Here is a 12,060-nt window from a genome sequence, read left to right as displayed (position 1 = left end):
CAAACCGTCAACAGCGATGTGACACATTTTTGAAAAAATCTGCAAAAAGATGGGTTTGGACGGACGAGATCCCTGATCTCCGGGCTTTCGCAGGTCGTGACAGTTCAAAACGGACGCTCCGCCCTCAGAAATTCACATTCGGCGCCTCTAGAAGAAGGCTTGTGATCCGCGCGATTTGACTCGCACGCCCTCCTGCGTGCATCTTCCCGCGCGAAATACAGATGAGAGCGGCACAGGACGAAGCGCAATCGGCATGACCACCGACCGGAACATGATCCGATCCCTCGGCAACCAGCCGCCGATCATCGCGGACGGGCGCAAGGCACCTGACCGCCGCGAAATTTCGCTGCGCTGGCTTTCGGGCACGTTCCTGACCGGCATCACCTCTTCGATACTCATGGGCGTGGCGCTGTTTGCCGCCCTTGACGGGCGCCAGCAGCTCGCCATTCCCGCCGAGGCCTATGCGTCTCTCGGCGCACCGAACCAGACCAGCAAGAACGGCGAGACGGCAAAGCGCGGCCAGCGCGTTCTCGAACCCGCTATCGTGACGAAACCGTCCGACAAGAAGATCATGGAGATTTCCACCATGATCCATGACGGGGAGAAGGAAGTGGTGCGCCGGCAGCCCTTCGCGCACGTGAAGATGGCGCTCGCCGCCAATCACGCGACGACGGAAGATTACCCGCGCTTCGATCCGCTCGCGATCTTCTCCACGAACGGCAAGGACGCCGCACCGGCCTCGCGCATGGGCACAATCTATGGGTCGGATGTCGAATCGGAAGTGGCGCTTCAAACCGACGCCTTCCCGAATGGCGATGCGAACCTCGACTATGCGGACCAGATGTCGATCGAGGAAGTCGAGGAGAATGTGCGCACCAACGGCTCGGTTCTGACCGACGGCAGCACACAGGTCGCCTCGCTCTATTACGTCGATCCGCAACGCTTTGCCTCCGAATCCTCCGATCTCGACCTCCTGCAGGGCCTGACCGCCCGCGTGGTGGAAGAGAACATGAGCGTTTCGAGCTTCGACACGCTGACGCCCGATGACACGGAATATGCCGACGACGTCATCCCCGTGCGGCGCGCGGCCGATATCGACGAGCTCATGACGGCCGCCGGCTACAGCAAGGCGCAGGCCGAGGACCTCTCGGACTATTTCGCCGAGGAACTCGGCAGCAAGGAACTTTCCGAGGGTGACGTGCTGCGCATCTGCGTCTCCCAGCAGCGCAACGAGGCGAGCATCGTTCGCGCGACCATCTATTCCGGCGGCCGCCATGTCATGACGGCGGCGCTCGACGACAAGGGCCGCTTCGTCAAGGGCGCCGAGCCGCCGGCGCTCGATGCCGTGGCGACGGCCTTCGACGACGACGACCGCCCGACGATCATTGCCGGCCGTGACCTGCCGCGCGTCTATGACGGCATCTACCGGGCCGCACTGTCCTATGGCATGGGCCAGGATATGACGGCCGAGATGATCCGTATCCTTGCTAGCAACGTCGATTTCCAGGCGCAGCTGCGGCCGACGGATTCGCTCGAAGCGTTCTTCTCCGTCACCGACCAGAACGGCACCGCCGCCGAGGGCTCCGAGATCCTGATGCTCGACGCGAAGTTCGGCGACACCGAAACGCGGGTCTACCGCTTCCAGAACCCGGAAGACGATTCCGTCGATTATTACGATCGCGACGGCAAGAGCATCCGGCAGTTCCTGCTGCGCAACCCGGTTCCCAACGGCGTGTTCCGGTCCGGATTCGGGATGCGCCGCCACCCGATCCTCGGCTTTTCGCGCATGCATACCGGCGTCGACTGGGCAGCCCCCCGCGGCACGCCGATCATCGCGGCCGGCAACGGTGTGGTCGAAAAGGCCGGCTGGGATTCCGGCGGCTACGGCAACCAGACGCTGATCCGCCATGCCAATGGCTACGTCTCGTCCTACAACCACCAGAGCGCTATAGCCAAGGGCGTCAAGGTCGGCGCGAAGGTGCGGCAGGGCCAGGTCATCGGCTTTGTCGGCACGACCGGTCTTTCGACCGGCCCGCACCTGCACTACGAGCTGATCGTCAACGGCAACAAGGTAGATGCGCTGAAAATCCGTCTTCCCGGGGGCAAGTCGTTGGAAGGCAAGGCGCTTGCCCAATTCGAGACCGAACGCAAGCGCATCGACGATCTGCTCGGCAGCGGCGAGAGCGCGACCGAGCTGGCCGAGACGCACTGATCATCGCCTGGCCAAGTCGGCAAAAAGCGCGGGCTTTCACCCGCGCTTTTTATTGTTCACGTATTGACGCTGTCAGGCCGCCTTGCTGACCGCCGCCCCGCGCGGCGCAAACAGCAGGCGATCGGAGCCGGCCGTGACCTTGACGATCGATCCGTCCGGGATGTCGCCCGCCAGGATCTTCTCGGCGAGCGGATCCTGAAGGTGCTTCTGGATCGCACGCTTCAGCGGACGTGCGCCATAGACCGGATCGTAGCCCTTCTCTGCCAGCCAGTGCACGGCCTCCTCGTCCAGCTCCAGAACGATCTTGCGATCTTCCAGAAGCCGGCGCAGGCGGGCCAGCTGGATATCGACGATCGCACCCATTTCCGACCGCCGCAGGCGATGGAACAGGATGATCTCGTCGACGCGGTTCAGGAATTCCGGGCGGAATGCCGTCTTCACGACATCCATCACCTGGTCGCGAACCGTGTCGCTGTCCTCGTTCTCGCCAAGCGCCGTCAGGTATTCGGCGCCGAGGTTCGAGGTCATGATGATCATCGTGTTGCGGAAGTCGACGGTGCGACCCTGGCCATCGGTCAGGCGACCATCGTCGAGAACCTGCAAGAGCACGTTGAAGACGTCGGGATGCGCCTTCTCGATCTCGTCGAACAGCACGACCTGGTAGGGCCGGCGGCGGACGGATTCGGTGAGCGCACCACCTTCCTCATAACCGACATAGCCGGGAGGCGCACCGATCAGCCGGGCCACGGAGTGCTTCTCCATGTATTCCGACATGTCCATGCGCTGGATCGCCGTCTCGTCGTCGAAGAGGAAGCGGGCAAGCGCCTTGGTCAGCTCCGTCTTGCCGACGCCGGTCGGGCCGAGGAAGATGAACGAGCCGATCGGCCGGTTCGGATCCTGCAAGCCGGCGCGGGCGCGGCGCACGGCGCGCGAGACCGCCTGCACGGCATCGCCCTGGCCGACGACCCATTTGGCGAGATCGTCTTCCATCCGCAGCAGCTTGTCGCGTTCGCCTTCCAGCATCTTGTCCACGGGGATGCCCGTCCAGCGGGAAACCACATGCGCGATGTTGTCGGCGGTCACGACCTCCTGCACCATCGGATCGACATCGCCGGCATCGCTGCCTTCGGCTTCCTCCAGCTCCTTTTCGAGCTTGGGAATAATGCCGTAGGCGAGTTCGCCCGCACGCTGGAACTCACCCTTTCTCTGCGAAATGGCGAGTTCGTTGCGCAATTCGTCGAGCTGGCGCTTGAGATCGGCGGCGCGGCCGAGCTTGGACTTCTCCGCCTGCCAGCGGGCCGTCAGCGCGGAGGCTTCCTCCTCGATCGCCGCAAGGTCGACTTCAAGCTTTTCGAGACGATCCTGCGATGCGCGGTCGGTTTCCTTCTTCAGGGCCTCGCGCTCGATCTTGAGCTGGATGATGCGGCGGTCGAGCTCGTCGAGTTCTTCCGGCTTGGAATCCACCTGCATGCGCAGCCGCGAGGCGGCTTCGTCCATGAGGTCGATGGCCTTGTCCGGCAGGAAACGATCCGTGATGTAGCGGTTGGAAAGCGTGGCAGCGGCAACGAGAGCCGAATCGGAGATCCGGACCTTGTGGTGCTGCTCGTACTTCTCCTTCAGGCCGCGCAGGATCGAGATCGTGTCCTCGACGGTCGGCTCGTCCACCATGACAGGCTGGAACCGGCGGGCAAGGGCCGCGTCCTTCTCGACATGCTTGCGGTACTCGTCGAGCGTGGTGGCGCCGACGCAGTGCAGCTCGCCACGGGCAAGCGCGGGCTTGAGCAGGTTGGATGCGTCCATGGCGCCATCCGCCTTGCCGGCGCCGACCAGCGTGTGCATTTCGTCGATGAACAGGATGATCTCGCCGTCTTCCGCCTGCACTTCGGCAAGAACGGCCTTCAGGCGCTCCTCGAATTCACCGCGGTATTTCGCACCGGCGATCAGCGCGCCCATGTCGAGCGCCATCAGCTTCTTGTCCTTGAGGCTTTCCGGCACATCGCCGTTGACGATGCGCAGCGCAAGGCCTTCGGCGATCGCGGTCTTGCCCACGCCGGGCTCACCGATGAGAACCGGGTTGTTCTTGGTGCGGCGCGACAGGACCTGGATCGTGCGGCGGATCTCGTCGTCGCGGCCGATGACGGGATCGAGACGGCCTTCGCGCGCATCGGCAGTCAGGTCACGGGCGAACTTCTTCAACGAATCGAAGCCCTGCTCGGCGCTCGCCGTATCGGCGGTGCGGCCCTTGCGGATGTCGTTGATGACCTGGTTGAGCTTCGCGGCCGTCACACCGGCCTTCGCCAGAATGTCGGACGTCGCGGCGGATTTTTCGATGGCCAGCGCCAGCAGCAGGCGCTCGACGGTGACGAAGCTGTCGCCGGCCTTGCTGGCGGCATCCTCGGCCGTGGTGAAGACTTTGGCCAGCGGCTGCGACAGGTAGACCTGCCCGTTGCCGCCGGAAACCTTCGGCAGTTTGGCAAGGGCGGCATCGTTGGCGATCCGCGCATCGCGCGCATTGCCGCCGGCCCGCTCGATAAGCGAGGTCGCCATGCCCTGCTCGTCGTCGAGCAGCACTTTCAGTACATGTTCGGGGGTGAACTGCGGATTTCCGTCGGCAAGCGCCTTGGTCTGGGCGGATTGCAGGAAACCGCGAACGCGTTCGGAGTATTTCTCGATATTCATATAGGCCTCCATAACTCGGCCGGCCCTTCAGGCACCGGTCGATGATTCAGGATAAGGCTCCCTCAAAGGCAAGCCTCTCATCGTCGCGAGGGCCGGCTCTGCTGCCGGCCGATCGCCTGTGAGGAATATGGTGGCGAATTTTTCGGAATTAAAGGAGCCCAGGCTACGGCACCGCAGATTTTTCCGGCCCTTGCCGAAACGCAAGAACCCGGCACGAAGGCCGGGTTCTGCAATGCGTAAAGGCAGGGTCCACCTATTCGGAGGCGGTCTCAAGGGCAGGCGCGTCGTCGCCGCCGGACTGGCCGTCCTCGCCACCTGCGGCCTGGGCCTCGCCGCGACGCGGGCGGCGCGGACGGGCGGCAGTGCGGCGACGCGGTGCACGGCCGGCGGCCGGCGCAGCGCCTTCTTCTTCGAGCGCCACTTCCGCGGGCGTTCCCTCGATGACCGGCTGCGGGCCAGAGCCATCGACGACGGGTTCTTCAACGGCGACAGCGGCGGCAACCGGAGCCTGCTGCTCCTCACCATGTCCGCCTTCGTCGTCGTGATCCCGGTCGAAACCATCGCGATCATTGTAATCGCTGCGGTCGCCGCCATCGTGGCGGTCTTCACGCGGAGCGCGCTCCTGCATCTGCGCCTGCGCGGCAGCGATGATGCGGTTATAGTGCTCGGCATGCTGGAGGTAGTTTTCCGCGATGACGCGGTCACCGGCGCTTTGGGCGTCGCGGGCCAGGGCTGCATATTTTTCTGCAATATGCTGGGCCGTGCCCCTGATTTTCACATCCGGACCAGAACTGTCATAAGTTCGCGTCAACGGATTACCACCCTTGCGGTGGTTGTTGTTGCTATTGTTATTATTATTGTTGTTGTTATTACGCCCGCGGCCGCGCTTGTTTTGCTGTCCTGGCCTCATATGTCACTCACCTAACGTATCCATGTATCGATGATTCATGTATCTGCAGCCTGATCGGGACACGCCAGATCAAGCATCCGTACCCGCGGGCAAACCACGCCGGCCGGTGGTCCTGTCGCCGTAAGACGTCAAATTAACAGGTACCCGCACAGGGAAGTCTTCAACCCTAGCAACTCTTCGAGAGAGCAATCCTCACGATCGGGTCACGCGGCACAAATCGCTGCGCCATGACCTCTTGCCCAGTGCGTGGCCGCAACCTATCCCGCTTCCTTCACAATTCCAAGCTTTTTCTTTGCGACTGCGGAATTTGCTGCGCTGCGGCAGCATGGCCTACAAAGACACTGGCTTCGAAAAGACGAGGACACGATCATTGCCGCCAAGATCCTCTACCGCTGCGATTCGCGCAAAACCTTTTTCGCACATGATCCCGGTAACGGATGCCTTTTGGTCGTAACCGATCTCGTAAGCCACCAGGCCGTCTTGTGCGAGGTGATCGGCAGCTCCGGCGGCAATGGCGCGATAGGCATCAAGCCCATCGTCACCGCCATCCAGCGCCAGAATCGGATCATGCAGCCGGACCTCTTCGTCCAGCGTCTCGACCACGGAATGCACGATATAGGGCGGATTTGACACGATGATGTCGAACACCCCGGTCACCGCCGTAAACCAGTCGCTTTCGACCACGTCGAAGCGACCCGCGAGACCAGTCATATCGGCATTGCGCATGGCCGTTTCAAGGGCGCCCTGGGAAACATCCGCGCCGACGCCGGTTGCGCCCGGCACCAGGTCGAGCAGGGCGAGACAGATCGCCCCCGTGCCGGTTCCAAGGTCGAGAATACGGCAGGCGCCCCGGTCGGACACAAACCGGCGCACATGGGGAACGAGCGTGTCCACGAGGATCTCGGTGTCCGGCCGCGGTTCGAGTGTATCGGGAGAAAGCATGAGGTCGAGCCGCGAGAACGCGCGGCGGCCGAGAATGCGATGCACCGGTTCGCGCTTGGCGCGGCGCTCGATCGCACTTTCAATCGTTGTCATCTGTTCGCCGGTCAACGGGCGGTCCCCATCGACAAGGAAGGCCGTGGACGACAGATGCAGAAGGCCGTCGAGCAAAATCCGTGCGTCGCGCGCCGCATCCGCAATGCCCGCATCTTCCAGGCGGCGCCGCGCCGCGGCAAGCGCCTCGGCAAGCGTCGTGCTCATGCCCGGCCCTGTTCGCCGAGCTGCGCAAGAAGGCCCGCCTGATAATCCGCCAGCAGCGCATCCACCACCTCGTCGATCTCGCCCATCATCATGCGGTCGAGCTTGTAGAGGGTGAGGTTGATGCGGTGGTCGGTCACGCGTCCCTGCGGGAAATTGTAGGTCCGGATGCGCTCGGAACGGTCACCGGAACCGACCTGGCTCTTGCGGTCGGCGGATCGTTCGCTGTCGGCGCGCTGACGCTCCATGTCGTAGAGCCGCGAACGCAGGATCTGCATGGCCTTGGCGCGGTTCTGATGCTGCGACTTCTCCGAACTCGTCACCACGATGCCGGTCGGAAGATGCGTGATGCGCACCGCCGAGTCCGTCGTGTTGACGTGCTGCCCGCCGGCGCCGGATGAGCGCATCGTATCGATGCGGATATCTTCGGGCCGCACCTCGACGTCGATCTCCTCCGCCTCGGGCAGCACGGCGACCGTCGCCGCCGACGTGTGGATGCGCCCGCTTGCCTCGGTTTCCGGCACGCGCTGGACACGGTGCACACCCGATTCGAACTTCAGCTTGGCGAAGACGCCGCGGCCGGTGATCGTCGCAATGATTTCCTTGAAGCCGCCGGCTTCGCCTTCGCTCGAGGAGATGACCTCCACCTTCCAGCCATTGGCCGAAGCATAACGCTCGTACATGCGGAAGAGATCGCCGGCAAACAGCGCCGCCTCCGAGCCGCCCGTGCCCGCGCGGATTTCGAGGATCGCACTCTTCTCGTCGGCGGCATCTTTCGGGAGAAGCAGGATCTGCATCTCCTTTTCGAGCGCCTCGAGCCGCTGCTTGAGTTCCGGCAGTTCCATGTCCGCGAGATCGCGCATCTCGCGGTCGGTCGTCTTGTCCGCCAGCAGCGCCTCGAGATCGGCGATCTCGCCCGCAACCTTTTCGTATTCGCGCACCTTGGTCACGACCGGCTGAAGCTCGGAATACTCGGAGGCGAGACGGACATAGGTCTCCGAATCCGGACCCGCCGACATGCGCGCCTCGATCTCGCCGAAACGGCGTTCGAGTTCGCGCATCTTTTCAACGGGAAGCTTCGCCACCGTTCAGACTCCCATCATTTCTTTACAGCGGAATACCGTTCTCGGCCGCGAAATCGGCGAGGATCTGGCGGATGGAGGCCGTCGGCCGCACATCGTCGAGCGCTGGAATCAACACCGATTCCAGCTTGGCCACATCGAGCGACAGCAACATCGACTTGACCGGCCCGATCGCCGCGGGCGACATCGAGACCGAGCGGAAGCCGATACCCAGCAGCGCCATGGCCGAAATCGGCTTGCTCGCCATCTCGCCGCAAAGCGTCACCGAGGTCTCGTTGCGCTCGCCGGCGCGTACGATATCGCGCAGGATGCGCAGGAACGGGCGCCCGAGCGTATCGAAACGATCGGAGACACGCGCATTGCCCCGGTCGACCGCCATGGCGAACTGGAAGAGGTCGTTCGAGCCGACCGAGACGAAGTCGACCTCCGCCATCAGTTCATCGAGTTGCCAGAGCAGCGCCGGCACTTCGAGCATCGCGCCGAATTGCAGCTTCTTCGGCAGTTGCTCGCCGATCTTCGACTGCCGCTGGATTTCCTTTTGCAGGAGTCCGCGAACCTCGCGCAGCTCGGAGACCTCCGTCACCATCGGCAGCATCAGCCGCAGATCGGCGCCGGCGGCAGCGCGCAGCATGGCGCGAAGCTGCGTGCGCAGCAGGCCGGGCCGGTCGAGCGACAGGCGAATGGCCCGCCAGCCGAGCGCCGGGTTCTCTTCCTCCGCCGCGCGGAAATACGGCACCACCTTGTCGCCGCCGATATCGAGCGTGCGGAACGTCACCGGGCGTCCGGCGGCGTGCTTCAGAACGTTGCGGTAAAAGGCTTCCTGTTCCTCCGCCTTCGGCATCGTCGAGGCGATCATGAACTGCAATTCGGTGCGGAAAAGGCCGATGCCGGACGCGCCGGACTCGTTGAGATGCGGCAGGTCGACCAGCAGGCCGGCATTCATCTGGAGATTGATCTCCCGTCCGTCCTTCGTGACCGGCTCGACGGCGCGCAGCGCGCGGTACTGTTCCTGCCGGCGGGCGCGGAAACGCACCTTCTCCTCGTAGGAACGCTGGAGATCGGGCAGCGGACGCAGGTGCACGCGCCCGTCATCGCCGTCGATGATGATCGCGTCGCCGTTTTCCGCCAGCGCGACCACCCCGGCCGCCTGCCCGACGACGGGAATACCCATCGCACGCGCCACGATGACGACATGGCTGGTGACCGCGCCGTCCTCCAGAACGAGGCCCCGCACGTTCTCGCGCGGATAGTCGAGCAGTTCGGCCGCACCCATCGCGCGCGCAACGACGATCGCATCGTTCGGGAAGTTGCTTGCCGAAAGCTTCGCGCCGTAGCCGGTGAGCTGGCGCAACAGCCGGTTGGCCAGGTCGTCGAAATCATGCATGCGCTCGCGCAGATACGGGTCCGTCAGGCGGATCATGCGCGCTTTGGTCTCGCTCTGCACGCGCTCGACGGCGGCCTCGGCGGTGAGACCGTTGCGGATCGCCTCTTCGAGCTTCCTGACCCAGCCGCGGTCATGCGCGAACATGCGGTAGGTTTCCAGCACCTCGCGGTGCTCGCCCTCCATCGACACCTCGCGGCGCGACAGCATGTCGTCGATGGAAATGCGCAGGGATCCGAGCGCTTCGGCCAGGCGACCGAGTTCATGCTCGGAATCTTCATTGAGCAGGTTGGTGACGACGATGCGCGGCTCGTGCAGCACGACATAGCCGAGGCCGATGCCCTCGCCGAAGCTCGCGCCCTCGATCGATACGGGCCGGGACAGGTCGAGTTCCAGGCCGGGCTTGGTGAGCTTCTTCAGCTCGCCGGTCGCCACCATTTCGGCGATCACCATCGCCGTCGTTTCAAGAGCCTCCACCTCGTCCTCGCGATAGGTGCGGCTTGCCTTGTTCTGTACAACAAGCACGCCGAGTGCCCTGCCCGTGCGCAAGATGGGGACGCCGAGGAACGAATGGTAGATCTCTTCGCCCGTTTCCGGGAGATAGGTGAAGGCGGGGTGCGATTGCGCGTCGGAAAGGTTCAAGGGCCGCGCGGATGCGGCGATGGTGCCGACGAGACCCTGGCCCATCTTCAGCTGGGCAAGGTGGACGGCGCCGGGATTGAGGCCTTCGGTGGCATAAAGCTCCAGAACGCCGTCGGAACGCAGCACGTAGACGGAACATACTTCCGCGACCATGTTCTGCGCGATCTGGCGCACGATCTGGTCAAGGCGTTCCTGCGGCTCTAGCGGCTCCGCCATAATTTCGCGAAGCCGCTTGAGAAGAACGCGCGGACCCGCGGAGAGGTCTCTCATCGCGTGGCGTCTCCCGAAAATGACGTTACTCCACCGGCGCATGCCCACGCCGGCGATCCTGAGATCGACGCCGAGTCAGCCGGTGCTTACTTCTTATCGAGACCGTAGACGGAATGCAAAGTCCGAACGGCAAGTTCGGCATAGGGACCGTCGATCAGGATGGAGATCTTGATCTCGGAGGTCGTGATCGCCTTGATGTTGATGCCCTTCTCGGCCAGCGCGCGGAAGGCCGAGGCGGCGACGCCCGCATGGCTGCGCATGCCGATGCCGATGACGGAGACCTTCACCAGGCCCGTTTCGTGCTGGATCACGTCGAAACCGACCTGCTCCTTGGCGGCCTCGAGAACCTTGAGCGCCTTCTCGACGTCGCCGAACGGGACGGTGAAGGTCATGTCGGTCTTGGAGCCGTCCTCGGAAATGTTCTGGACGATCATGTCGACATTGATATGCGCTTCGGCCAGCGGGCCGAAGATCGCGGCAGAAACGCCCGGCCGGTCCGCAACGCGGCGGAGCGAGATCTGCGCTTCATCCTTGGCATAGGCGATGCCGGTTACGACTTCCTGTTCCACGATCTCATCCTCATCACAAATCAGCGTACCGGGCGGGTTCAGAAGATCGCCCATGCCCGGCGCATCGGGGTCCTCGAAGGAGGAACGAACGAAGGTGCGCACCTTGTGCACCATGGCGAGCTCGACGGAGCGCACCTGCAGCACCTTGGCGCCGAGCGAGGCCATTTCGAGCATTTCCTCGAAGGCGATCTTCTTCAGGCGGCGTGCCTTGGGCTCGATGCGCGGATCGGTCGTATAGACGCCGTCCACGTCGGTATAGATATCGCAACGGTCCGCCTTGACGGCCGCGGCGATGGCGACCGCCGAGGTATCCGAGCCACCACGGCCAAGCGTCGCGACGCGATTGTCGGGGCCGAGCCCCTGGAAACCGGCCACCACAGCGACCTGTCCGGCGCCCATGCGGCGGATCATCTCCGCGCCGTCGATATCGAGGATGCGGGCCGCGCCATGCGCGTTGTCCGTACGGATCGGGATCTGCCAGCCCTGCCAGGAGCGGGCGTCGACGCCCATCGATTGCAGCGCGATGGCAAGAAGGCCGGCGGTGACGAGTTCGCCCGAGGCGACGATGGCGTCATATTCGCGCGCATCGTAGAAGGGCGAGTTTGCACCCGTCACCTTCGGCATGTTCTGCACCCAGGCCACCAGTTCGTTCGTCTTGCCGGACATGGCCGAAACGACGACCGCCACCTCGTGGCCGGCGTCGACTTCACGTTTCACATGACGGGCCACATTGTGGATACGGTCGAGGTCCGCGACGGAGGTCCCGCCGAATTTCATCACGATGCGTGCCATGGGTATGTACCGCTATTCCATATGTGCGCGCGGGCGCGCGGGAGAAACCGCGGGGTCTCTTAGCCGAAGACCCCGCGCTGTGCAATGCGCAAACTGTACCAATGGGTACGGCGCGGCGGAAAGGCGCTCCGGCGGGTGCGTGTGGTACGACAAGCGCAGGAATATGAAGGGTGTCGGCACGGGTTACAGGGCGTCGGGGAGCGAGGCCGTAGGGGATCACCGACCCCAACGAGCAAGAAAAAGCCCGCACACCTTGGGGGCGCACGGGCAAGAGGGATAGATGAAAGCGGCTGCGGGCGAAAAAACCGCCCGCAGCCCCGTCATTT

Annotated in this window: 7 protein-coding genes; 1 reads left to right on the top strand and 6 read right to left on the bottom strand. The window is 63.7% G+C overall.

The features are described 5' to 3' along the window. The first annotated feature begins 253 nt into the window (after positions 1 to 253). On the top strand, positions 254 to 2,212 hold the full coding sequence (locus GR158_RS24805) for a M23 family metallopeptidase (RefSeq protein WP_134652890.1): 1,959 nt from the start codon (positions 254 to 256) through the stop codon (positions 2,210 to 2,212). A gap of 72 nt (positions 2,213 to 2,284) precedes the next feature. Here the strand turns inward: GR158_RS24805 and clpB are convergent, their stop codons facing one another. From clpB to GR158_RS24775, 6 genes are all read right to left on the bottom strand, one after another. Continuing rightward, positions 2,285 to 4,891, bottom strand: coding sequence for an ATP-dependent chaperone ClpB (gene clpB, locus GR158_RS24800; protein ID WP_160873021.1), 2,607 nt, complete (start codon positions 4,889 to 4,891; stop codon positions 2,285 to 2,287). Between the two features lie 253 nt (positions 4,892 to 5,144). Beyond that, entirely contained in the window at positions 5,145 to 5,801 is a 657-nt protein-coding gene (locus tag GR158_RS24795) for a DUF4167 domain-containing protein (RefSeq protein WP_160873020.1), read from the bottom strand. Positions 5,802 to 6,131: 330 nt separating this feature from the next. Beyond that, positions 6,132 to 7,001: a peptide chain release factor N(5)-glutamine methyltransferase gene (gene prmC, locus GR158_RS24790; protein ID WP_160873019.1), complete on the bottom strand. Its 870-nt coding sequence runs from the start codon at positions 6,999 to 7,001 to the stop codon at positions 6,132 to 6,134. Beyond that, positions 6,998 to 8,083, bottom strand: a complete 1,086-nt coding sequence (gene prfA / locus GR158_RS24785; RefSeq protein WP_134652898.1) for a peptide chain release factor 1 — start codon at positions 8,081 to 8,083, stop codon at positions 6,998 to 7,000. The genes prmC and prfA overlap by 4 nt, the downstream gene beginning before the upstream one ends. A 22-nt stretch (positions 8,084 to 8,105) precedes the next feature. Continuing rightward, positions 8,106 to 10,373 carry a phosphoenolpyruvate--protein phosphotransferase gene (gene ptsP, locus GR158_RS24780; RefSeq protein WP_134652900.1) on the bottom strand — a complete coding sequence of 756 codons (2,268 nt, stop codon included), beginning with the start codon at positions 10,371 to 10,373 and terminating at the stop codon, positions 8,106 to 8,108. An 86-nt stretch (positions 10,374 to 10,459) separates the two neighbouring features. Continuing rightward, positions 10,460 to 11,734 carry an aspartate kinase gene (locus tag GR158_RS24775; protein ID WP_134652902.1) on the bottom strand — a complete coding sequence of 425 codons (1,275 nt, stop codon included), beginning with the start codon at positions 11,732 to 11,734 and terminating at the stop codon, positions 10,460 to 10,462. Positions 11,735 to 12,060 lie beyond the last annotated feature (326 nt).

This window comes from Shinella sp. AETb1-6 (genome assembly GCF_009826875.1).
In the GTDB taxonomy this organism is placed as follows: Bacteria; Pseudomonadota; Alphaproteobacteria; order Rhizobiales; family Rhizobiaceae; genus Shinella; species Shinella sumterensis.
The sequence above is the reverse complement of the archived record's forward strand: the minus strand, read 5'-3'. Positions and strand labels throughout refer to the sequence as shown.

Excerpts from the sequence above, each read along its gene's own strand:
- clpB (WP_160873021.1), bottom strand. The coding sequence starts at position 4,891 with ATGAATATCGAGAAATACTCCGAACGCGTTCGCGGTTTCCTGCAATCC.
- ptsP (WP_134652900.1), bottom strand. The coding sequence starts at position 10,373 with ATGAGAGACCTCTCCGCGGGTCCGCGCGTTCTTCTCAAGCGGCTTCGC.
- prmC (WP_160873019.1), bottom strand. The coding sequence starts at position 7,001 with ATGAGCACGACGCTTGCCGAGGCGCTTGCCGCGGCGCGGCGCCGCCTG.
- GR158_RS24805 (WP_134652890.1), top strand. The coding sequence starts at position 254 with ATGACCACCGACCGGAACATGATCCGATCCCTCGGCAACCAGCCGCCG.
- GR158_RS24775 (WP_134652902.1), bottom strand. The coding sequence starts at position 11,734 with ATGGCACGCATCGTGATGAAATTCGGCGGGACCTCCGTCGCGGACCTC.
- GR158_RS24795 (WP_160873020.1), bottom strand. The coding sequence starts at position 5,801 with ATGAGGCCAGGACAGCAAAACAAGCGCGGCCGCGGGCGTAATAACAAC.